General features: G+C 34.9%; 19 protein-coding genes and 1 pseudogene. 3 read left to right on the top strand and 17 right to left on the bottom strand.

Features of this window, described 5'->3' with window-relative positions:
- Positions 1-6 precede the first annotated feature (6 nt).
- The 13 genes from ABH961_RS00100 to ABH961_RS00040 all read right to left on the bottom strand — a co-directional run bounded on the left by ABH961_RS00100 (position 7) and on the right by ABH961_RS00040 (position 18,364).
- A complete protein-coding gene (locus ABH961_RS00100; protein ID WP_255258506.1) occupies positions 7-1,326 on the bottom strand; it encodes a restriction endonuclease subunit S in 1,320 nt (439 codons plus the stop codon).
- Entirely contained in the window at positions 1,323-3,332 is a 2,010-nt protein-coding gene (locus ABH961_RS00095) for a type I restriction-modification system subunit M (protein ID WP_098080489.1), read from the bottom strand. The genes ABH961_RS00100 and ABH961_RS00095 overlap by 4 nt, the downstream gene beginning before the upstream one ends.
- A 166-nt stretch (positions 3,333-3,498) precedes the next feature.
- Positions 3,499-4,311 carry a hypothetical protein gene (locus ABH961_RS00090; protein ID WP_098080491.1) on the bottom strand — a complete coding sequence of 271 codons (813 nt, stop codon included), beginning with the start codon at positions 4,309-4,311 and terminating at the stop codon, positions 3,499-3,501.
- A gap of 43 nt (positions 4,312-4,354) precedes the next feature.
- Positions 4,355-4,801: a hypothetical protein gene (locus ABH961_RS00085; protein WP_000393175.1), complete on the bottom strand. Its 447-nt coding sequence runs from the start codon at positions 4,799-4,801 to the stop codon at positions 4,355-4,357.
- Positions 4,802-4,816: 15 nt separating this feature from the next.
- Complete coding sequence (locus tag ABH961_RS00080; protein ID WP_404518717.1) at positions 4,817-6,832, bottom strand: AAA family ATPase; 2,016 nt, start codon at positions 6,830-6,832, stop codon at positions 4,817-4,819.
- Positions 6,833-6,857: 25 nt separating this feature from the next.
- Positions 6,858-7,022: a hypothetical protein gene (locus ABH961_RS00075; protein WP_001190284.1), complete on the bottom strand. Its 165-nt coding sequence runs from the start codon at positions 7,020-7,022 to the stop codon at positions 6,858-6,860.
- 3 nt (positions 7,023-7,025) lie between these two features.
- Positions 7,026-11,363: a sigma factor-like helix-turn-helix DNA-binding protein gene (locus tag ABH961_RS00070; RefSeq protein WP_098080495.1), complete on the bottom strand. Its 4,338-nt coding sequence runs from the start codon at positions 11,361-11,363 to the stop codon at positions 7,026-7,028.
- Positions 11,364-11,607: 244 nt separating this feature from the next.
- Complete coding sequence (locus tag ABH961_RS00065) at positions 11,608-12,549, bottom strand: helix-turn-helix transcriptional regulator (protein WP_098080497.1); 942 nt, start codon at positions 12,547-12,549, stop codon at positions 11,608-11,610.
- 91 nt (positions 12,550-12,640) lie between these two features.
- Positions 12,641-13,057: a hypothetical protein gene (locus tag ABH961_RS00060; RefSeq protein WP_098080498.1), complete on the bottom strand. Its 417-nt coding sequence runs from the start codon at positions 13,055-13,057 to the stop codon at positions 12,641-12,643.
- Positions 13,058-13,125: 68 nt separating this feature from the next.
- Positions 13,126-14,976, bottom strand: a complete 1,851-nt coding sequence (locus ABH961_RS00055) for a PDDEXK-like family protein (RefSeq protein ID WP_404518715.1) — start codon at positions 14,974-14,976, stop codon at positions 13,126-13,128.
- 136 nt (positions 14,977-15,112) lie between these two features.
- A complete protein-coding gene (locus ABH961_RS00050) occupies positions 15,113-16,081 on the bottom strand; it encodes a tripartite tricarboxylate transporter substrate binding protein (protein WP_404518714.1) in 969 nt (322 codons plus the stop codon).
- Positions 16,078-16,755: a response regulator gene (locus ABH961_RS00045; RefSeq protein ID WP_404518713.1), complete on the bottom strand. Its 678-nt coding sequence runs from the start codon at positions 16,753-16,755 to the stop codon at positions 16,078-16,080. Before ABH961_RS00045 ends, ABH961_RS00050 begins: the two co-directional genes overlap by 4 nt.
- Before the next feature lie 19 nt (positions 16,756-16,774).
- A complete protein-coding gene (locus ABH961_RS00040; RefSeq protein ID WP_404518712.1) occupies positions 16,775-18,364 on the bottom strand; it encodes an ATP-binding protein in 1,590 nt (529 codons plus the stop codon).
- Between the two features lie 225 nt (positions 18,365-18,589).
- On the opposite strand from ABH961_RS00040, the gene ABH961_RS00035 reads away from it, so the two are divergent.
- On the top strand, positions 18,590-19,912 hold the full coding sequence (locus tag ABH961_RS00035) for an MFS transporter (RefSeq protein WP_098977570.1): 1,323 nt from the start codon (positions 18,590-18,592) through the stop codon (positions 19,910-19,912).
- 536 nt (positions 19,913-20,448) lie between these two features.
- The gene (gene blaIII, locus ABH961_RS00030) at positions 20,449-21,399 is read left to right on the top strand and encodes a class A beta-lactamase BlaIII (RefSeq protein ID WP_098222552.1); all 951 of its coding nucleotides are present in this window, start codon (positions 20,449-20,451) and stop codon (positions 21,397-21,399) included.
- Between the two features lie 217 nt (positions 21,400-21,616).
- On the opposite strand, the gene ABH961_RS00025 is transcribed toward blaIII, so the two are convergent.
- The 4 genes from ABH961_RS00025 to ABH961_RS00010 all read right to left on the bottom strand — a co-directional run bounded on the left by ABH961_RS00025 (position 21,617) and on the right by ABH961_RS00010 (position 23,684).
- Entirely contained in the window at positions 21,617-21,775 is a 159-nt protein-coding gene (locus ABH961_RS00025; RefSeq protein ID WP_002087303.1) for a hypothetical protein, read from the bottom strand.
- Positions 21,776-21,937: 162 nt separating this feature from the next.
- Positions 21,938-22,099 carry a hypothetical protein gene (locus ABH961_RS00020; protein ID WP_162937125.1) on the bottom strand — a complete coding sequence of 54 codons (162 nt, stop codon included), beginning with the start codon at positions 22,097-22,099 and terminating at the stop codon, positions 21,938-21,940.
- A 287-nt stretch (positions 22,100-22,386) separates the two neighbouring features.
- The gene (locus tag ABH961_RS00015) at positions 22,387-22,911 is read right to left on the bottom strand and encodes a hypothetical protein (RefSeq protein ID WP_098847816.1); all 525 of its coding nucleotides are present in this window, start codon (positions 22,909-22,911) and stop codon (positions 22,387-22,389) included.
- Positions 22,912-23,297: 386 nt separating this feature from the next.
- On the bottom strand, positions 23,298-23,684 hold the full coding sequence (locus ABH961_RS00010) for a DUF1433 domain-containing protein (RefSeq protein ID WP_098080514.1): 387 nt from the start codon (positions 23,682-23,684) through the stop codon (positions 23,298-23,300).
- Positions 23,685-23,742: 58 nt separating this feature from the next.
- On the opposite strand from ABH961_RS00010, the pseudogene ABH961_RS00005 reads away from it, so the two are divergent.
- Positions 23,743-24,074: pseudogene (locus ABH961_RS00005) on the top strand (cytoplasmic protein); the annotation flags it as partial.

Raw genomic sequence — 24,074 nt, 5'->3', positions numbered from 1 at the left:
ACCTCATTACGCTTCTACTTCGAAATCACGCACATCGATTTTGCCTGTTACCGCTTCGTAAATTAGAGATTGGCGGTATTCTTTTAGCTTCTCAATTTGCATCCTAATATCTTCAACAATACCAAGATGTTCCCTTTCTTTGACTTCTAAATAATCGATTATTGACTTTTGTTCTACCAATGGAGGTACTAAACATTTAGTAGATAAAAACTCTCCATGGTTTAAGTCCGGAATTGTAGTAGTTCCTGCTACTAATTTAAAATGACTCTGGATACTTTTTTGCTTCAAGTAAAACACTAAAAAATCTTTCGTTATTTTTTGAGTATCATAATTAATTTTAAAGAAATTATTATGAAATACCCCTTTAATATTTGTAACTACTAAACCTGTAGCACCGGTTCTTGCTAACAAGACATCCTCTTCTGTACAGATTACTCTATCTGATGCATTTTCAATGTATTCTCTAATTAAATCTGGGTTATTAATAGATTTTACAGTTATATACTCTAAACGATTTTCTGCATTTTCATAGAAACGTTCCTCTTGTGCTATTTGCAAACCTTGTTGTAAGAAAGTAAGCCTTCTAAAATTTAAACATTCCCAATGCCCAGGTATTTCACCAATCCACTCCACACCTGAATCTTTCATTTTCACATTTGGGTTCAATCCTTTTGTTACAGCTTCTGTAATCATTGATTGACGTTTTTCTTCTAATAGATTTATTAACTTTTCTTTATCCCCCATTAATAGATCTATCTTGCTAATCTCTTCATTAAGGTACATTACAATTCTTTTCTGCTCATTTCTATCTGGTAGTGGATATGAAAAATTTTCAAATGTTTCTTGATAAAGATGTTTAATAGTTGAACCTGTTTCATGAAATTTTATATATTTATCAAATACTACAGAATTTAATAACCAATACATATACTCAACTTCATATTTATTACTTCGAGTAACAAATATCCCACTATTCAAAATGGCTTTACTTGGTAATTTTTTAACTATAGCAACTTTTCCTATCGTGCCATCCTTTGTGATCAATAAATCGTTTTCCTTTAATTGAATTGAGGGAGCTTCATCATACCGTTCTTCCGAAATATGATAACAAGTCCCCCAATTAATATAACCGTTTTCAAAATCAGTTCCTGTAACTAAATAGGGCCCTTCATCTATAAACTCATCACTTTTTAATCCTTGCCATCCAATCCTCCCTTTTACATAAGTAGTATATTTAACCTTTGTGATAGACCAACGATTAGGGATTTTGTCAATCCACAAAATCCCTGTATTTGTATATTCTTTAGAAATAACTTTCTCGATCATCCCATCACCTTCTTCAATTGCTCCAAGATACTCACCTCAAGCTCCTTAATCTCAGCCATAATTTCCTCTGAACTACGAAGCTTTGTATATTTATAAAACTGACGTGTAAATGGAACTTCATAACCTACTTTTGTTTTTGATTCATCAATCCAAGCATCTGATACATGTGGTTTTACTTCGCGCTCGAAGTATTCATATATACCCTCATTTAACGGAACACTTTCTGTATCACGTAAATCAGTATCTGTTTCAGCATCTGTTTTATTTTTCATACAAATATCCGCTGTTTCATCCTTCTCCGACAGACCAGCTAATATAGCCTTTAATACCGGGGCACCAATTGCTACATCTTCCTTTTTGAATTCATCTTTTAATAGCTTTGTAAATTCCTCACGATTTTTAAATAACTGTTCACTTTGTAATCCACGTAACACAGCAATGATTTTTTCTTGTAGCGCTTTACCAGCTTCTATTTCAGCTAAGCCGTTGTCACCTTTTTTCTTAGACTTCGCAAGATTTTCAAACGCTTTTTGTTCTGCTACACGCTGAATACGTTCTTCAGAAATAAGGAAATTTAAACGTAATGGGCGTTCTACAGTGATCTTTTGATAACCAAAGTCTTCATTATCAAAAATTTTAACGTATTCGCCTTCTTTAAAGTTTCCGTATAAACGACCGATTTCATCAATTTGTTCTTGTGAAATTTCGTTACGCTTACTACCCATGCTCTTTTTCATTTTTTTCGAGAAGTCTACAGCATTTACAAGTTGTACTTTCCCTTTACGAATAGCGGCTTTATTATTTGTTAAAATCCAAATGTAAGTTGCAATACCTGTGTTGTAGAATAAATCGTTTGGCATAGCAACAATACCTTCTACTAAATCATTCTCAAGTACGTAACGACGAATTTCACTTTCACCTGAACCTGCATCACCAGTGAATAATGGAGAACCGTTCATAATAATTGCAAGTCTAGATCCTTGTGGATTTTCCGCTGTTACTGGTTTCATTTTTGAAATTAAATGCATTAAGAATAATAGTTGTCCATCACTCGTACGAGGTGTACCAGGGCCGAAACGTCCTGCATATCCTTGTTCTTCATGTTCAGCTTTAATTGGCTTTTCATACGATTTCCAGTCCACACCATACGGAGGATTTGAGATTAAATAGTCAAATTTATCCCCTTTAAACTGATCGTTTGATAGCGTATTTCCTAAACGAACGTTTTTAGCATCTGCACCTTTAATAAGAATATCTGCTTTACAAATCGCATACGATTCTCCGTTAATTTCTTGAGCAAAGAACTCCAGGTCCGCTGTTTTATTTAGCTCTGTTAAATACTCTTGTGCAACAGATCCCATACCACCTGTTCCCGCAGCGCAGTCATATAATGTTTGCGTTAAGCCGTGCTTCGTTAAAATATCATCGTCCTGCATGAATAAAAGGCTAACCATTAAACGTACTACTTCACGAGGAGTGTAGTGATCACCCGCTTCAGCGTGCTCTGAGAAACGACGAATTAATTCTTCAAAGATGTAACCCATTTCTACGTTTGAAACGAACTCTGGATGTAAATCAAGCTCACTAAAACGTTTAATCGTTAAGTATAATAAATCATTATTATCTAATTTTTCGATTTGACGATCGAAATCAAAATGATCCATAATGTCACGAGCTGTTTTCGAAAATCCATTAATATAATCACGTAAATTATCAGCGATATTATCAGAATCACTTAATAGTTTTGTGAAAGTGTACTTACTTGTATTATGGAAATTTTGCTTTGCGATACGATTTAAAATTGGTTCACGAGCATCTTCATTCATCGCTTTAAATTTCTCGAAATTTGCTAATACTTCATCTTTCGTGTTCTCTAATACACAGTCAAAACGACGTAAAACTGCTAAAGGTAAAACTACCTTTCCGTAATCTTCTGGCTTATAAGGCCCACGCAAAACTTCTGCAATTGACCAAATAAAACTTACTTTATCTTGGAAATTAATCATTTTATCTATCTCCTCATTATCATATCAATCTCATGTTATTAACAAAACACAAGATCGATAACTTATAAATATTAATCATACTTTATCAAACGTTAACGACAAACACTACCATTTTCCCTATACCATTATAAGTTTCAAATAATAGCTTCCTGATCTTTTTTACCTACTAATATTTTCGCTGTTTATACATCTCAGGAATTTCTACATTTTTATTAGAACGTATAACTTTTTTATCCCAAAAATCAATAAGATTTGGAGCGTATCTCTTTCCTAACTTTCTAGCAAAAGAATTTCTTTGTTTTCTTAATCCACTAATATTAGCCCCTATAATCATTAGGAGACCATAGAGCATAATAGTACATACAAGAATTAGAATTGATACTGAGATCATGCCTTTAGGGAATTGACCTATAAAGAGATAATCCCAAATAGAAAGATATACAAAAAGCATAGCAACAAATACAACAAATTGGCTTGCTTGAAATAAAATATAGATGAGCTCATGCCATATTCTAACGAAAATATTTGCTGTTAAAGTTCTTTGAAACCAACGGTACTCACCATATAAAGAATCAAAGTTTTTTTCATATTCATACCCTAACATGACTTTAAGACCATATAATTGTTTCCAGTATTCTTCCCAGTCTCCTAGTTCCCTACTCTTTTTGAATTTGTTATAAAGATTTTCAGTTTCAATGAACCAATCAATAATAAATTTATTCCCCAACTTATAAAGATTTGGATTTAATGTAGAAAATTCTTCAAAGAATTGGTCCGTATATTCCTCTCTCTTTTGCGCATCTTCAATTTCAAATACTCTCTTTAAGCTAAAATTCATTGGTCCACATACTTCTTTAAGATTAATATCAACTTGCTGAAAAAAACGATTGATTTTCCCACTTCTTTGACCAGTAACATATCCCAAGGAAGCTGCAATTATAGCTATAACTAATGGCAAATACGGAAGATACTCTTTCATGTGACTCTCCTCTTTCAATAGTTACTTTATACAATTGTTTCTCTTAAAAAGGAACCCCCTCAACCAACTCCAAAACATACCCCGCCATCAATTTCTCCAGCTCTTCCTCTCTACCAGAATGTAAGGAATACTCCCCACTCTCCAGTTTGATCGCAACGCTTGAGAACGGTCCTTCAATTAGAAATCGAAATCCAGCATCCGCATACTTTTCTGCTTCGGCGAACATTTCTCTTTCTTCTGTTAGTTGTTTCGTTTTGTTGTAAATGAGTGATTGTAAAATTGTTTTTTCGTATGTTGTGAATGTGTAGGCTTGGCATAGTTCGATTCCTTTGTAGGATTCGTCTATTTTGCCTAGTCGTTGTCCTACACATGCACATAGTGTGAAGAAGGAGCTGTGTTGTTCAAATATATGTTTTGTTCGTAAGTCTTTAAAGAATGGTAAGTATTCTTTGCGTACTTTGACACGTAATGATGTTTTTGTTTCTTCCATATAACTCCCTCCTCCTTATGAATGTTGCGGGATGAACATTAGATGTTCGATAATTTTTGTTACGCTCGGTTCGACGCTGCGAAGTTCGTAATATTTGCCCCAGCATCCTTTTTCTAAGAACATGGCTCTTTCACGATCACCGAATTCTCTATCTGTTACGAGTAGTATCCATTGTGAACATACTTCTGGTAAGAAGCTTAATAAGTTCAGTTCATGTTTTGAAGATAAACGGCCGAACGGCGTGTCCATGAATAATGGCATTTCTAAGGAAGCATGTCCTCCTGCAACTTGTGCTAATGCGGTAATAAAGCTTAAAGATAGTACTTGTCGCTGTCCTTGTGAAATGTTCGCTAGGAAAGAGTGACCGTAGCTGTTTAATACTTCTAATGAATAATCCTTTTTAATTCTTACTTCTTGAATATTCATATTCCCGCTATCATCTAGTAGCTGCTGAAGATTATTCGTTGTTACTTTTTCTAGGTCGGCAATAATAATTTTTTCAAATTCTTTTATCATTTGATTAATTGCCTTTACAGCTTTCCCTGTTTCTTCTTGCTTTTTAGCAAGCTTCGCGTGTACGCCACTTTTCACTTTTAAATCGCGCAGAGCTAATTCTAATTGCTCTTCTTTACGTTCAAGCTCTTCTATGCTTTCGCGCAATTGTTTCATATGCACATCTAACTGTACTTGTTGTTTATGTACATCATTTCGCTCTTTATTTAAAGTAGCTAAATCTTCAATTCCTGTATCTGATAGTTGTCTATTTAAGCTTTCAACTTGTTGTCGAATCGTTTCTAATTCGTACTCTTTTTTACTCACTTCATCAAGCTTATATTTTAAGTCGTTTTCTTTATCTTCAAGGAAACCAATTAATTGTATAACGTTTGTTAGCAGTTCATAAAAAGCTTTCTTTTCAACGTTACGAATTGCAACTTTTTCTAGTCGCATAATGGATTCGTACTCTTTAGATCCTTCTTGCAAAGCAGTACCACACATACATTTTAAATCGCTCAGTAAGTTTTGAATGAACTCTAAACCGATATCCATTTTTTCTGTTTGATAATCGAGTACGATCTCTAGCTTTGTTTTAACAGAATGAAGAATATCTTTCGCCAATAGTAAAGATAACGTGTTGTTAAAACCGACTAAATGTTGCATTGCAGCTCGTTGTTCGAGTTGCTTCGTTTGAAGAAGTTCTTCCTGTTGTTTTAATTCTTTAATTTTCTGTGCTTCTTCCTGGAATTGCTCTAATTGCGTAGTTAAATGATCCAAACGTTGTTCAGCTTCATCTAACTGTACGCCAGTTGTTTCTAGTTCTAGCTTAGCCTTTTCTTTCGCTTCATCATTTTCTAGTTTTTCTTTTAACTTCTTTTGATAATCACCAGAAGAATGTTTTTGTAATTCTTTTAGCACTTGTTTATCTAACGCTTGTAATACCTCTTGCGATTTAAGTAAATCATCAATTTTTAATAAGTTTTTTATACCTTTTGCGATTTCTTTACGTTGCTGTTCTGACGCTCTTGTAAGGCGCTCGATACGCTCTCCATCAAAGAAGAAATAGTTTTTTACACGCTCATCTAATATTTCATTTACAAATTGCTGAATTTCTTCTTTATCTGTAATGACACTTCCGTTCGTTACATTTTTTAACTCAGCAGCATGTAATCTCTCGATTTTTTCACCTTTATCATTTTGCACTGCAAATATGGAACGGCTAATAGAAAATTCATTTTGATTATGAAGAAAATCAATCGTTACCATGCAAGTAACACCTTTTTTCTCACCGTCATAATCTTCTTGCAATACTTTTGTATTCGTTAAAACAATATCGTCTTTTCCATCAGCATCCTGATCTAAATACATATCTCCATATAAACCGAAGAGAAGACCGCGGTAAATACCTGTTTTACCGCGACCATTTTCACCTAAAATGACTGTAACAAGCCTTTCATTATCTACTCCTGCAAACGTAATACTTTGCGTGTCGTAAAACTGTCTGAAGTGATGAAAGGTGATTTTTTGAATTAACATGCTTTACACCTCCTGTATGTCACACCTATATTAAACTATCAATATCTCTATCTAACTTTTTCACTAAAGCTTGTGTAGATAATTTTTTACGCGTACTCACTAACTCTACCGTCTTCAGCACAATTTTCTTCGTTATATCTTCTTCTTTTTGTAAATACGGTTCAATTTTCTCTTTTAAGTCCGATTGCAATTTTTACACCTCCACTAAATGCTTAGAGATAATCTCATCACCTATTTGAACGAAAGGAGCTTTTCCGTCGGCTAGTAACGTTTCTGTCTCAAATAGCAACTCTCCATCCGCTGAGAATCCGTATTGCATTAACTTTTTCTTTACATCGCGCATTTTCGCTGATCCACCAAACTCTTTTACTAATACATATTGGATAAAATCTGTCTCTGATTGAATAGAGCTTGTACGAGGTACGATAATAGTTCCTCTTGAACCTAATAAAATGAATTCTTCATCTCGTTTTAAACAATCTACAAATAAATCAATTGTCCAAGATAAACCTTCATCTAATTCTGGAAGATTTTCAGATAAACATTGTTCTACCAATATAAAGTTTTTATCATTTATTTGCTGTTCTCTCGCTAATACGTCTAATACCGTATTTTTTAACATAAGTTGCTTTTCTGCATTCCATCCAATTGTCATTTCGTGTACATACTCAGCATACTGGCCTCTCGTATAGTAAAAAATTCGATCCGAGAGCTGTAGTGTAATATCCAAAGCATTTTCACGAGCACCTAGTTCATTGACAAGCCAATCCATTACCTCTTCTCTTGAAACCTCGTATCCTTGCTCTAGAATATAATCTTCTACTAAAGTTCTAATACTAGCCGTTTCTAACTCACTTCCGATTTTCACGATGTGTGGGTAACGCGGCAACATAAAATGATCGTCACACTTGGAACGAAGTAAATAATAGAGTAAGTAATTTGTATGAATTCCATTTGCAATGCAGTATGATTCAAACTCTTTAAATATGCCATTAATTTGAAACTGCGGAATTTCTTCTAATTTTTCGTTTACACGCTTTACAATTGGATCAAATATATGAACTGGCATTTGCTCATAGAATTCTAGCAATGTGTATTCTCCATGATTACTCTGAATAATATCTTGTGTACTAGATAAAGTGAATTCCACCGTAAACGGCTTCCAACCACGATTTACTATAAACTCTTCTCTTAATTCTTTCGTGCTCACTCCATACCCTTTACTTCTAATAAAATCTCGAAGTAAATCTGCATTTCTTATACTTCCTGTGTCCCCTATTTGAATAATTTTCGGGAACTTTGGTAGTGCAATATGGTTAGAACCATATTGTCTTAATAATGTGTACAACGCATATTCTGTTGGGACATTATTTTCTAGTAGTACATCTTCATATTGATCGAACAAATATGTAACCGTAATAACCGGCTTCTTCTCTAATTTGTTAGCTGCTTCTTTTGCTATCGTCTCGATTAATTCTATATTCGGCTTAACGAAGCTACTGTGAATATAAATACCTCTGCCCCATAAATAAATCGTATCTGAAGCTTCATCTCTCGTACAAATAGCAGGAAAATCTCTTTCGCCATGGAATGAATTTGGCATTATTTCATTTGCCTTCTCATTTAACATCTCATACTCTTTATATACTTCAGCACCATTCGGGAACTGTCTCAATACAATCTCAGCTACATCAATTTTCTTCGCTTTTGCTAATACATATTGATTTTGACCTGTCTGGCGCATTATTTCATTACAAGTATTCCTTACAATAAACGGAGACACTTCTAATTCCGTTGCAACATTCTCGATCATTTCCTCATATTGCTCTTCTTCTAACAATTTCCCTTTTAATCGTTCAGAGAAAATATTAGAAATTTGTCTATCAAATTCTTGTAACTCAGCTTTCGTTAAAGTAGTGAAAAATTGATTATCAAAACAAAGGTATATATCCTCTAACTCTAACATTTCTAAAACTAAGTACTCGTAAAAAGTGTTCTCTGTGAAAATGTCATTTTCCATAAAGTTTCTATTAGCTTCTAATTTATTTCGGAATAATTGAAACCATACTTCCGCTTTCATTTTAATCTTTCCGACTGAATTTTTAACAATTTGTCGGATTCTTTCACGCGTTACATCATGATTTTGCGCTGTTTCTTCTAATGTTGGGCGCTTTCCATTTAATGTTCCTTCATACCGTTCGCGCATAATCGCAAGAGCTTTCTCGTTTATCTTCAGCTTAGTATGAATACTTCCTGTTTCTATCATTTCTTGCAGCATTTCTATTAACTGATCTGTTTCGTACTGCACTCTCTCGTCCGCCGTCATTGTTGCATAAAAGCTTTCTTCCTGTTCTCTCTTCTCAGCAATTTCTACCTTTTCTTTTAAGTGTTGTAAGAATCTCTTCACAGCTGAATCGCCAACACCTTGAAACTTTCTCAGCTCCTGTAAATCGAGAGGCAGTTGTTTATACTGATGAATACCAGCTTCATGCAATTTTTCTATAAGTGATGGACAACTTAAATAATCACCGTATTCTAACGATTCTTCCTGTAATGAAGACGGAATTACGACTCGTTCTCCATTTAATAGTACTTCTTCTCCTTGTGTCCCTATTGGCTCAACGGCAACCTCGATTTTTTTAGGGCGCCCCATCTGTCTTAACTGACTAAAAAATTTCTCCATCATTTTAGGGCCAACATTACGCATTTGTTCCCGTAAAGGGAGTATATCTTTTGGAAGATCTCCTATCACATGAATCCCCATATTTTTTCGCAATTGTTTAACAAGAGTATTACAGCCTGAAATCAGCTCTAGCGTAATTTCAATATTTCTCATAGAAGCAGGAATTTCTACACATTCCGTTCCCATACAAACTATAAATCCGTCCTCATTTTGTAACTCTTCTTCAAATTCGTTCTCGTTCTGTATATTCTCTTCTACGCTACTACTGGGGCTGTCGTCATCTGTATCAGACTCTTCGTGCTTTAAACAATTTAAAAATTCATCAAATGCTTCAGCTGTAAGCCAGCGAACTGCAAACACTGGCAGTCCATGTAATTGCTTTATGTTTCGCACACCAAACTTAGCAAATAACTCTGTTAAGTGTTGTGGAAGCTTCTCACTTAACGCTTCATTTTTTATGGTATTTATTTCTATTAATACTCGCTCTTGTTCATGAGGCAAGTTTATAAGCTTCGCTAAATTCCCTTGATACTCACAGCCTAAAAACCATAACTGAACTGCTAAATCATAAAAAGCTTGTTTATCTTTTCGATACCAATCACGTAAATGATCTTCTTTTATTTCTCCAAAAGTGTCTAAATGAAAATGTTCGCCAAATGTATAAACTGGGCTTCCTTCATATTCATTCAGACGCAATTCAAATAATCGAGAAGGAATGATCAATTGTTGATCAGTCACTTCTCTTTTTTCTACTACTTGCTGCACGACTTCTTTTTCTTTTTCTTTTTCTTTCTCCTGCTCAACTTCTTTCGGCACATCTACTTGCTTCGGTTTTTCTACTTCCTTTTTAGGAGTACTTTCCTTTTTCTTAGGACCATCACTATAACTTCCCATTAAAAACCAGGCTGGCTTACGCTTTGTCACGCGCCCACCTTTAGCTGTGTAACGGAAATAAATTTTACGTGGTTTTAATGGATCTAATACCTCCTTTAATTCCCAACCACCAACTAACCAAAGAGATCCTCCAGCAGAACGTTTATCAATGATTTCTACATCATGACTTTGCAAGTAGCTTATTAAATCAAAATCTTCTTCTAAAATTTCCGTAGCAGTTGTTTCTGCTTTTTCAAGCGTTTTTTCTTTCTGGGCCGGCTCTTGTACTTCTTCCTTTACAGGTACCTTTTCTTCAATAACCGGCTCCTTTTCTTCTTCCTTTACAGGTATATCTTCTTCAATAACTGGCTCTTGTTCTTTTTGCTCAGTTACAACTTGTACGACTTCTTTCTCTTTTTGCTGTTCCTGCGTTAACTTGAGTAATGTCTCCTGCATTTCACGGAATTTCGCTTCAAGTGTTTTTTCTAAACTTTTCTCCACTGTTTCTGCTACGGTTTGTTTAATATCATCTGTATTAACCGCCTGCTCAGTAACAGCTTTTGGGCTTACATATGCTGGCGCCTTAAAATTAACATCTCCGTATAATTCCATGAACCAAACTGCCAAGTCATATGTAAGTTTATGAGCTTTTAATGCATCTTCTACACTTCCAAAATTCGCTTCATGAACCGCTTTATTTCCCATCTTGCGAATCCATTCAAATCGGAAATGCATTTCTTCATTTAAAATCCCTTCACGGTATAACTTATGTATCACTTCAACGTGCTTCATTTCGTAATACACATTAATATCTTCCATTTCCATTACATACTTCGCTAGCTTTTCTGCAAAAAGCCTCGCCTTTGATAATGCAGACGGAACATCGTTATACACTTGCTTCTCTAACGCTTCTGCAACATCAGCCAACTTCTTATACTTTGGCTGTAAAAAAGAAAATAAAAATTCATTGCTCATACGCTCTATCCTTTCTATTTAAATATAATTGTTAATTCTTTATATACTTATAAAGGAAAGTCTAATTTCAAGGACCATAGACTAAAACTATAATTATCGTAATTAAATGTATCTACTATCCTTTTACATTCTATTCCATTATAACATTAAAACCAGCACTAATAACGTCACTTTCAGCCGTATATTCTTCCAAAAATATAACAATTTCTTTTACCAATATTTTAATATACTAATAAACATATTATCAACCATACATCTCCATCAACTTCCTTCCCTCCTCAACAACCTCTTCCCGTAATTCTCTAGGCTCCAACACCCTAACTGAAGCACCCATCCCCAAAATCCACTTCTTAATCGACTCTTTCCCGCTCATCGTCGCCCGGAAAAGAATACTGCCATCATCATTATGTTCTATCTTTTGATTCTCTCCCCAAATGGATTCTGGTACGGATACAGCGAATGGTGGGTATATGAGTAACTCTACTTCTAATGGTTCTTTCATAATGCCGAATTTCGGAAATTCTTCTCGAATATCAAAATCAGCGGGTATTTTATATGTATCATACAAAGTTTTAATATCTTTTATTCGAGATAGTTTAAACATACGTTTTTCCTTTTTATCATTACATAGGGCTAGGCAATAAAAGAATTCGTTGTAGTGTACAAAGCCGTATGGATCGATAATTCGTTCTGATCTTTCACCAGACCGTTTCTCATACTGTATTTTCACCTTACTTCTTGTAAATAACGCTTCTTGTAGTTGTACATATTTTTGGTTTTCATTCGAAAACGCATAATTCGGCTTCGATCTTTGCACAAAATAAATATGACGATCTTTATTCGTTTCCACTTTCCGAACGGCATTCAATTTATCTAATGCTACTTGTGCGTCTCTTGAATAAATGTCATTACCTTTTGAAACTAGTTTTTGAATAGAGAATGTTAACGCATCTAGCTCTTGTTGAGACATATTTTTAATAGGAAATAACGATGTATTTGAAAGAGAGTATCCACCGTATCTGCCTTTCGTTGTTTCAATTTTAATACCTGCCATTTCAATATCATCACGATAAATGCGAACCATCCGCTCTTTTACTTCTAATATCTCTGCCAGTTCACTAATTCTCATTTTCCCTCTCGCATGCAGGAGCTCAATCATATATAGACAGTTACTTAATTTACTCATATAATTCCTCGTTTCTATTCATCCATCCTCATTCAAGTATAAAAGAATAGAACTATCTTTTAAATTATTTCTATAATTACTTCTAAAAAAATCAATATATTACCCCCAAATGCACAGTAGCACACCCCTGACATACACCATCCCTATCAAGATGTTCTGGCAAAGTCTTTGTATTGCAAAACTCGCACTCCTGATACCGCCTCTTTCTAAAATCAACAACCATACGAATACTCTCTTGAATTTCCACTGCTTTCTCACTGTCACTTAATTCTTCTAGATGTTCCCATAATAATATATGATGCGTAAACCGTGTCATATCTGGTGCGACTGGACAACTCCATACTAATCTATGAAACCCTATTTCTAATCCCATTTCTCCTGCACGAATAAACATGTTCGGATCAAAATCCAGCCCTCGGACTGCGAATTCGACATCTAATTCTTTCAACTTAAAAAGCTTCAATTGTTTTAAAATAAATTGTTGTATCTCTGTTTTTGCTAATTTCATTAATGACTAATCTCCTTTATTACATTAAAACAAATGCCAAGTACATTCCTCTGCACTTGGCATTGCTTTTAAATATGAACTTCCTCTTTAGCAATGTCTATTAACATTTGAATAACATTTTGACAGTCCGTATCATTAAATAACTCGTTCATAGCCTGTATAACGATGTCTTCATCTGACCAATTACTTATATTACTTGTATTTGTGTAAATTCTTGTATACGACGCTTCTGGCCTTTTGGCCGCTGCACTTATTTTTCTTCCTTTACTTTCCAGCCTTGTTAATAGCGCTAATCTCTTCTGTGATTCTAATGGTCCAACTTCTAGGGTCAGTTTCAATCTATTATCTTTCAAACGTTCAAACCATATAATCGCACAGTTATTTAACCACCAATTCCATTTCGGTGTTCCAAATTGTTCTTCTAGTTTGCGAAACTCCGGCATAATAAATGATGGTAGTCGGTGATGAATATTGAAAAAACCTTCTTGGAACTTTTGTTCATGGACGAATAATTGAAAAGCATTAGCTAAAGTATCCGCATCTGTTTGGCTACTCTCTACCGCAACAATTTCAGAAGAAGAATCTTCTTCTCCGTATACAAGCCCCTTTATAGTATCGCCTATAGCTGCAACCACTTGATTAAAATCAGCATTGTTATACATATCATTCATGACATGGAGAATTTCATCTTGATCTGCCCAATCACTTATATTTTCATATCCAGCATAAATTCTTGTGTACATGGATCCAGCTTCTTTTGATTTTTCTTTAATAGTAATTCCATTTTCCTCTAACTTGCATAATAACTTTAATCTCTGCTTGTATTCCAACGGCCCGACTTCAACGATAAGTTTCATACGCCCATCTATTTTTCTTTCGAACCAAGTTATAAGAGCATTATTTAGCCACCACTCATGATTTGGAACTCCAACAATCTCATCAAGTTGTTTCCATTCTTCGAAAATGAAAGATGGAATGCGAATGTGTTCATGGCAACAATCTTCTGGTATTTGATTCTTTTCTACAAATTGTAAAAAAGCTTCTCTCATGACGCTATTTCCAGCTCCATGTATAAAGTGGAGCGTTTCAGCATACTTCTTATAAATTTTACGAAGATCTTCTTTTTCTTCAGCATTCAATTTCTTTACAGCACGTAACAACTCTTTATTAACAAACTTTCCAACTACTTTTCCGTTACCATTTAAACATAAAAAATCAACAGCGGCCTTATGGCTCTTATACACTGTTAATGCTAGTTCAATGTCTTCCTCATCACGAACTAGTTCCCCCTCTAATATATCAATATAGTAGGAAAGAAAATCTTTTATCGTACTAGACGTATAATCACTATAAATCTCCAATTGCCCTTTTAGAATATTTAATATATCTCCATAATCTAAAGTAAGATACGCTTTATGACTTGGAGCGCTACCATCTAAACTCAAAAAAATTGGAATGATCGTATACCCTTCATATTTCTCGCTAACAAAATTTATGTAATTTTGTAATTGTCCATCTGACTCAGATGACTTATATTTATTTTCAATCAGAATAGCAACCTTTTGCGCTTCTGATATTGCCAAAATATCAATTCGTTTATTATTTTTCGTTTGTACTTCGCGAAACACTTCCAAATCTTGAAGAGACTGCTTATGTAATTTAATAAAATTATATTGTCCAATTAACTCCTCATTCTCCGCTTTTACAAACGTTCTAGAAAGGATCTTATTTACAAACATAGAACCTACGTGATGATTTTCCATAGGATCAAGTAGCCAAGCAATCATATTAGAATGTCTAATCTCAAACTTATCTATCTTCAATATTTTAAAAGGATTAAAACGATTAAACTTACTATGTAGCTTCTCAAACTCCATTGAATTATCTAACAGTGATAAAATCTCAAAATTATAATCCATTCCTCACACCGCCGTTTATAAATTTGTGGATTAATTCTCCTGAATAATCATTTTAATAAATTGTTATAAGTAAATTATAACTTATAATGTGGCATTATTTATGTCACATATCCTATTTCTTACAAATAAATATGCATTAATTACTAAACTTAACCATTCCCCCATACCAATCACTACTCTCCTCCAAAAACCCCCTCGTCTCCCCACTATCCTTATAATAAGAATTCCACCCCCGCTCCCTCAAAATCCCCTTCCAACTCTCACTCTCCACCATCCTCTTAATCACACCATCCCAATAAGCAACCTCTTCCTCCGTCATATCTTTTGGGCCCATAATGCCCTTCCAGTGCTGGAAGATGACGTTGATTCCTTGTTCTTTCCAGGTTGGGATTTCTGGTAGTCGGTCTAGACGTTTTGGTGCGGATACGGCTAGTATTTTTATTTTGCCGGCTTTGTATTGTTTTTCGGCTTCGGATAGGGTCATGGTTGCGGCGCCTATTTGTTTGTTCGTTAGGGCGTTTATGATTTTTTCTTTGTTTTCGTAGACAAAGAATTGTAGTTCGGCAGGGTTTATGCCGAATGCTTTGCTTACTTGTACGAAGGATAAGTGATCGTCGTTTCCTAGGCCGGGGGCAACGCCGATTTTGAAGTTTTTCTTGTCTTGTTTTAGTTGTTCCATTAGTTCGTTTGCGTTATCTATGGTGCTGTCTTTTGATACGACAACGACTTCCCAGTCCGATGCGAGTGTTGCGAGCGGTGTGAAGTCTTTATATGTTAGTTTACTGTGGCCTAGTAGGTTGTTCGTTATGAGTAAGCTTGAGTTAATCGCCAGTACGTGACCGCCTTTTTGTTTCGTATATTTCCATCCGACGTCACCGCTGCCACCTACTTTGTTTGTGACAGTAATTGGTTTTGTGAAGATTTTTTCTTCTGTTAGTGTTTTTTGCATCGCTCGTGCTGTTAAGTCCCATCCTGCTCCTTGAACGTTTGGCGCAACGATTTCTACTTTGTCGATATTCACTTTATTCGTTTGAGTTTTTTCCGAAGAACAACCAACTATTACTCCTGTCACCATCCATATACATAGTAATAATCGTTTTTTCATAGTCCTCGTCCTATGCGATATTTTCGCTCTGGTCGTCCGATAATGCCGTATGTGTACTCTACTGTACATTCGTTTGTCGCTACTAGATATTCTAAATATCTTCTTGCGGTTGTTCTGGAGGCACCCATTTGTTCTCCCATTTCTTCTATTGTAATGCCCGCTTCGAATCCTTTTATAATCCCTTTCACTTTTTGCAGTGTTAACGGATCCACACCTGTCGGTAAGTTTTTTATGTCTTGTGTTTGCGAAATGCCGAAGAAATTATCGATGAGTGCTTGATTCACTTCATTGTTACTATGTAAGAGTTGCTTCTTTCTTTTATAGTCTTCAATTGTGCGAACGAATTTTTCTAACGTGACCGGTTTTATAAGGTAGTTGCTTACGCCGTTTCGAATTGCTTTTTCTAGCATATGGTTTTCATTTGCCGCAGTAACCATAATGACGTCAACGTTTGGAAAGTCAGCATGGATTTTTGGCAATAAATCCGTACCGATTCCGTCTGGTAAATAATTATCTAATAGAAGTAAATCGATTTCTTCCCTTTGTAGTAATTCCATCGTTTCTTTCGCGTTCAATGCTTTTCCAATCACTTTTACGTCCTTTATTTTTAATAAAAACTCTTCCTGAATTTGCGCGACGCGGAAATCATCTTCTGCAATTGCAACCTTCAACATATGCCCATCCCCCTGTTTGTCATGTACTTTCTCTCAATGTTTTCGGAAGGTAAATTGTAAAAATCGCTCCCCCATTTTTCTCGTTTTGAATCTCAATTGTTCCCTCTAGTACATCTACCATTTCTTTCACATTCGCTAGTCCGTAACCACGATCATTTCCTTTCGTTGAAAACCCTTTTTGAAAAATGGTCGTAATTTTTTCTGCCGGTATCCCTGCTCCACTATCTATCACTTCAAACACAATGTCGTGTCCAATATCGGTAATAAAGAAAGAAACATTCTTCTCCTCTTGCTCACTCACCGCATCAAACGCATTGTCGATTATATTTCCAAGGATCGTAATAAGGTGCGAAACTTTTATATGGTCTGGTAACGGATGAAGCGCACTATCTCCTTCAATATGAAAGTCAATTTTCTTCTCAGACGCTGTTGCGAGTTTTCCTAATAAAATAGCTTGTACTTTCGCATCATGAATTTGATGGAATAAAATATGGTTTTGACTTTGATGAATATTAGATTCTTGCTGAATAAATTCAATCGCTTCTTTGTAATGTCCTAGTTGAAGTAATCCTGATAAGACAAACAGCTTATTTGTAAATTCATGTGTTTGAGCACGTAAGTCCTCGGAATATTTTCTTACCTCAGATATCGTATTCACTAAGTTTTGCAGTTCCGTTTTATCCCTAAAACTACATACAACGCCTACCGTACTGTTATTTTCGATTATCGGCGTCATGTTTAAAATAAACACTTTATCTTGAAACGCAATTTCTTGATCATTTTCTAGCACTCTTTCCATATTAAATTCTGGTAAAACTTTTGAAATGTGTTGCTGCATATAATCATCATTTACATGTAGCATTTCTTCTGCCGACGTATTCATCATCGTAATAAAACCATTTTGATCGATAGCGATAATCCCTTCTTTTATAGATAGTAGTATCGCGCTTCGTTCCCGGTATAGCGCTGCGATTTCATTCGGCTCTAAACCGAGTGTGTCTTTACGAATGCTACGTGCTAAAAGAATGCCACCAACAATTCCAGCTACTAATACAGCTAAGGAAAAGAGTATAATTTCTTTCGTTCTACTCAATATGTTAGATTCAATACCTTTTATTAAAAACTCTACTGTCACAACACCTACAACTTGATCGTAGTCTCCGTTATGAACAATAATGGGTGCCTTTGCCATTAAAGCCGGACCACTTTCACCATTTCCTTCAAGCGTATAATAGCCACCAAAAGTGAGTGCTTCATAGTTATATGGATTGTTACTCTTTGTGCCAATTAACTCCGAATTAGAATGGGAATACATCACCCCAAAGCGATCTTCTATAATGACATAATCTGCACTAGCTTGCTCACGAACTTGTTCCGCAATGGATTGAATCGTACTTTTATGCTCATTATTTTGAAAAGCATCTTTTATAGCTGGCATAAAAGAAAGCGACTTCGCTGTTTGCAGTGCTAACTGTTCCACTTGTCGCTTCGTATCAACGGACTGAATGTAAACAAATATTCCTGCTAATAGGAGAACAACAAATAAAATTAACGTAATAATTAAGCTTACTATTTTCGTTTGTAATGACACTTTGCGTGATTTCTTCATACTTCATATCCTTTGATAAAATATTCAAAACTATCAATCTCCTTTTTCTATTATTATGACAAAACTAATAATGAAGCAACTATTAAAACTCTCCATGTACATAAAGTACAAAAAGAATAAAATTGTCATAATATTGAGATTTCATTCTATAGATAGTACAATTCAACTATAATGAACACGCTTTCATAATTATCATTTTATTTATAAGCACGAGGAGGAATGATTATGGCTCAAGCAAAATCTAATCGAGTCGCCGGCAATATTTTCAAAGGTTCTGTCGGCAATTTAATTGAATGGTACGACTGGTACGTTTACTCTGCTTTCGCTGTTTATTTTTCAGCAGAGTTCTTTCCTAAAGGTGATCCAACGAGTCAGTTACTGAACACAGCAGCTATTTTCGCAGTTGGATTTTTAATGCGCCCTATCGGAAGTTTATTAATGGGACGTTATGCGGATCGGCACGGCCGCCGGGCGGCATTAACGCTTTCCATTACAGTTATGGCCGGTGGTTCTTTAATTATCGCCTGTACACCTAGTTACGAAAGCATCGGTATTATGGCGCCAATTATTTTAGTTCTTGCTCGTTTACTTCAAGGGTTATCACTTGGCGGAGAGTATGGAACTTCCGCAACATATTTATCTGAGATGGCTAGTAGTGGACGCCGAGGCTTTTATTCGAGCTTCCAATATGTAACGCTCGTTGCCGGACAAATGGTTGCGTTAGGTGTTCAAATTGTTCTTCAGCAATTACTAAGCGAACCAGATATGAAATCTTGGGGATGGCGCATTCCATTCATTATTGGAGCGATGGGCGCAGTAGCTGTATTATGGCTTCGCCGCACAATGGATGAATCGGAACAGTTCGCAAACATAAAATCACAAAAACGCGAAAGCGCAGGAACTGTTCGCGCTCTTATGAAACACCCGAAAGCAGTATTAACAGTAGTCGGGCTAACACTAGGAGGCACTGTTGCATTCTATACGTACACAACATATTTACAAAAGTTCATGGTAAACACAGTCGGTCTTCCGAAAGAAGTTGTAAGCTGGATTAACTTTGTCGCACTACTTATTTTCGTTGTACTTCAACCAATTGCAGGGCTATTATCCGATAAAATTGGACGCCGCCCACTATTAATGGCATTCGGTATTCTCGGAACATTACTAACAGCACCAATCTTCTTCTTCCTAGAAAAAACGACAGAACCAATGGTAGCATTTTTACTCATGATGGTCGGCCTCATTATCGTTACTGGTTACACTTCCATTAACGCCATTGTAAAAGCAGAACTCTTCCCAACTGAAATTCGCGCACTAGGCGTAGGTTTACCGTACGCATTAACCGTTGCGATATTTGGCGGAACAGCCGAGTTCATCGCATTATGGCTAAAGAGTATCGGAATGGAATCACTATTCTACTTCTACGTAGCTGGATGTATCGCCATCAGCTTTATTACGTATTGGCGTATGGATGAATCATCGAAGACTTCGCAGATTGAGGCGGAGCTTGGTGGTGGAGATAAATTAGTTAATAATAAATCTAGTTAAAATTATGTATTCTATGTTCTTCGTTTACCTGAACTCGATTTGCTTTATCTAAAAAAGCATAATTCATTCATATATAATTTAAAAACCTCTACTTATATGTAGAGGTTTTTGTATGACGAAAAAACACGTAGTTTCATTGTTATTTTACAAACCCAAAATTCTCCCTCCTCTTAAAGTGGAACAAATTTATTACTTAGAGTGTCTAATAAGTGTATTTCTAATATTAGTTGTCCAGATTGGATACAACATATCCCGTTTGACATCTATTTTTATGTATTACAAAAAAATGAAAGGACTTATTATTCCCAAAAGCAAAAAATATGTATTGTAATACTTTCACAGGTGAACCATTACAAGTGGAAACAAAAAAGAAACAGCCCAAACCGTGACTTATCAATCATATAAACGTTTTGGATATCCTTTAACCTGTGAAAATTTAGCTGCAGTAGTATTGTTACCCTATGCCATCTTTAATTGCATTGGTATTTAGAATACCTAGACAAAATCCATATATTCTTGAAAGAGGTTGAAAATTTATGTTCGTTTTAAACAAGTTCTTTAACATTTTACATTACAAAAAGATTGTGCCTGTAGTATTACTTTCATGTGTATCACTTATAGGATGTTCCAATAGTAACACTCAATCTGAACCACCTAAACAAACGAATCAAGCTAATCAAATTAAACAAGAAAATACAACAGGTAACCAATCTTTCGCTAAACTTGAAAAAGAATATGATGCTAAGCTTGGTATTTATGCACTGGACACAGGTACAAATCAAACTGTTGCTTATCATTCAGATGATCGTTTTGCATTTGCATCTACATCTAAATCATTAGCTGTGGGCGCTCTTTTACGCAAGAACTCATTAGAAGCTCTTGATCAAAGGATTACGTATACTCATGAAGATCTTTCTAATTATAATCCAATTACTGAAAAGCATGTTGATACAGGACTGACGTTAAAAGAACTTGCAGATGCTTCTGTTCGATATAGTGACAGCACAGCACATAATTTGATTCTTAAACAGTTAGGGGGGCCCTCTAAATTTGAAAAAATCTTGAGAGAAATGGGAGATACTGTTACTACTTCAGAACGATTTGAACCTGAATTAAATGAAGTGCATCCAGGAGAAACACATGATACCAGCACACCAGAAGCGATAGCTAAGACACTTCAATCATTTACATTAGGAACTGCACTTCCAATAGAAAAACGTGAACTATTAGTAGATTGGATGAAGAGAAATACAACTGGAGATAAATTGATTCGTGCGGGCGTACCAAAAGGATGGGAAGTAGCTGATAAAACAGGCGCGGGATCTTACGGAACAAGAAATGATATCGCAATTATTTGGCCACCAAATAAAAAGCCGATTGTTCTTGCTATACTTTCTAATCATGATAAAGAAGATGCTAAATACGATGATAAACTTATTGCAGACGCAACCAAGGTCGTGTTAAATACCTTAAAAGCTACGGAATAAATGATAATAGGTTAAAAGTTTTCTATTTTAGGCGGGTGTTTTCATCAACTAAAAATTTAATAGTGTCCCAAAAACGAAATTTGGTGCTAACTTGTAATAAAAAGCTCATTTTTATTGTTTGGGGATAAATGATTCTTTAAGCTTGATGGCAATTTGGTGCTATTCCTAAAACATCTGGACTGTAATAGCCAACTAAAAAATGCAAACAAAAAGACCTTTAATCAGTCGTTTTGTTTGCATTTCCTTTTTCTAAAACTACAGAAAAGATAAGTACTATAGTTAACACCATAATAAACCTTACTTCACTTCCATCACTTACAAAAAATGAATACAAAGTATAAATTAAAATTAATATTCCATAAATAACTTTGTGCAATGAACTCCCCCCTTTTTGCCGTATATATTTTAGTCTAAAAATTTAATTCAAGCCCTATATCAAAATGAAAATAAAAATAAAAATAAAAAGCACCTGTGATATACACAAAGTGCTTTTCTCTTGTCAATTTATCTATTTTCACTATATTTATCTATTTTCTTTTTATAACTCAAATTTCTTCGAATCATACTTTTCTAGAGTTTGCTGCCATTCATTTTGTTCATATGGAATATATTTATCTGTCTGTACATCTTCAACATTTTCTCCACCTGTTAATAATCTCCTGTACTTAAAAGAGTGCCCTGTTAATACTGTTGTAATCATTTTGTATTGCCCTCCTTTTGTTTGATTACTTGTATCATAAAACAAGTATCTGAAGTTAATATGTAGTCCATCTAGAGTGTATGTAAATTTAGAAAATCTCTAATAAAATGTTTATGTTGTAACGTTACCACCAAAACTAGTGCTTCCAACACCATGATTTGAAGAGATAGTAACCTATATTCTAGCCCCAATTCCTCCTACAGTTCTATATTGAGTAAAACTAGTTAATCCCTACAATATAAAAAGAGCACCCCTTTTGGATGCTCTTCGTTATAACTATATATTATTTAATTTCCCTCTTTTGTTGGTACCATTTTTCCTTCTTGAGAGTCTGTACCCTCTGTTCTTTCAACAGTTTTTGCATGTTCTGGTTTTTCAGGGGCTCCCATTTCAAATCCAGATTGAGAATCTGTACCTTCTTTTGCTGGTACCATTTTTCCTTCTTGAGAACCTGTACCTTCTGTTCTTTCAACAGTTTTTGCATGTTCTGGTTTTTCAGGGGCTCCCATTTCAAATCCAGGCTGAGAATCTGTACCTTCTTTTGTTGGTACCATTTTTCCTTCTTGAGAACCTGTACCTTCTGTTCTTTCAACAGTTTTTGCGTCTCCTTTAGGAGTTGCTGGCACTGTATCTTTAGGTAAATCAAAGTTTTGTGAGAAAGACATTGTTCCATCTGCACTTTGTGTAATTACTTGATTTGAACTATTTTCATTTGACTTTAAATTGTCCATTTTCGCATCATCTGCACCTACTGCACCTCCCGCTACCAATCCTGTACTTAAAAGTGCTCCTGCTAATAATGTTTTAATCATTTTTCATTACCTCCTGTTTATTTGTAATATTCATCAAAAAAGTATCTAGAGTTAATGTTTTAGTCATTATCTTTATCTACTTGCTTTTTTGATTACATTTAGCATAAGACAAGAATCTATAGTTGATATGGACTGTATCTGGAGATTATGTAAAGAAAAATAGATGATCAATTGTATATCCTAATGGATGCTTAGACAAAATTGAAACTTTATATGAGTTTGAACAATTGAGTTCCCCTTTGTTTTTGGGTGTGAGGTTTTTAGCTGGGGTGGAGTGAGGGACTAACCTTTTCTAATTTGAAAGCAAACTTTTTATTATTAGTTTACATTCATATTTTCAACTCTTTTATTTTTCTATAATAAAAATAAAAGAGTAATCACAAAGACTACTCTTGTTTCTTTTCCTTCTCTTCTTTTTCAATTTTAGATACCGATTTTGCTGGTTTTTTCATGTAGTTATCATATAGTTCTCCAGAACATCCAAAATGATCTTCAAAATTCTCTGTGGTACTAATACTTGCTACAAACCACAATTCTTGATCACCATTTATATATCCTTTTATAGTAGGGATTCCCATCGGATTCAACTCTTGTTTTGTAAACGTAATAGATTTCACATCTTTAATATTGTAATGAATATATTTTTCTACTCTTGTTTCTTGTGTTTTCCAAAACTTTTCTTCTTTTTCTTTTTGTTTTAAGTATTCCATTGTAAAATACCCTCCTGCTATAATACAAATAATGGATATGAAAATTACCAACTTCTTCTTCATAGGAAATCCCCTTATATTTCAATATAGTTAAAATATACCATGAAATGATTTGAAACATATGAGTGAATTTAAAAAGAATACCATTGCAACAGATGAAGATTTTTTCAAACTATCAAGTGATGTTTATAACGATGAATTTTTACACAAAGGAGCCTCAATAGAAGGGGTTAATGGTCAAACCTGGAGGGTCATAGAATCAATAGATGCAGATTCTCAAAAAGTAAAAAATGGATTAGAAGCTATCGCGGTAGTACCAGCAGACAAATATGATGAAAATGCAACACATTATGATGAGATAATCCTAGCATTTCGTGGGACAGAGCCTAACCAATTAGCAGATTTCGAAACAGATATCGATCAGATTACGTTTGGAATTAAAACACATTCTAA

Origin of the sequence: Bacillus sp. RC251 (assembly GCF_044908765.1) — a bacterium.
Classification (GTDB): domain Bacteria; phylum Bacillota; class Bacilli; order Bacillales; family Bacillaceae_G; genus Bacillus_A; species Bacillus_A wiedmannii.
The sequence above is the reverse complement of the archived record's forward strand: the minus strand, read 5'-3'. Positions and strand labels throughout refer to the sequence as shown.